1 protein-coding gene is annotated in these 362 nt (G+C 42.0%); it reads left to right on the top strand.

Annotation, left to right across the window (positions count from 1 at the left end):
• On the top strand, window positions 1-362 hold a 362-nt coding region (locus HGB55_RS15390; protein ID WP_168817985.1), incomplete at both ends, for a Calx-beta domain-containing protein.

Genomic DNA, 362 nt, shown 5'->3' with positions numbered 1-362 from the left:
TGGTACAGCGATAGCAGAGGATGATTATACAGTACAATCAGCAACACTAACTTTTACAGGAAATACAGGAGAGACCAAAGAGATAGAAGTTTTAATCAACGATGATACTTTGATAGAACCAACCGAGAGTTTGTATGTAAACTTGAGTAATTTAAGCACAACGCTGATAGGTATCAATGATTCACAAGGCGAGATAACTATCCAGGACAATGACGGAGGTGCAGACAAGGGACTAACCATCAGTGATATTACAGTGAACGAAGGTGATTTAACCGCGACAGTTCAAGTAACCTTAACAGGCAATGTACAGGGCGGTTTCAGTGTAGATTACCAAACAGCAGACGGTACGGCGATAGCACCGG

Source organism: Lutibacter sp. B1 (assembly GCF_012524075.1).
GTDB lineage: Bacteria > Bacteroidota > Bacteroidia > Flavobacteriales > Flavobacteriaceae > Lutibacter.
Note: the sequence above shows the minus strand (reverse complement) of the source record. Positions and strands in the feature narration are given on the sequence as shown.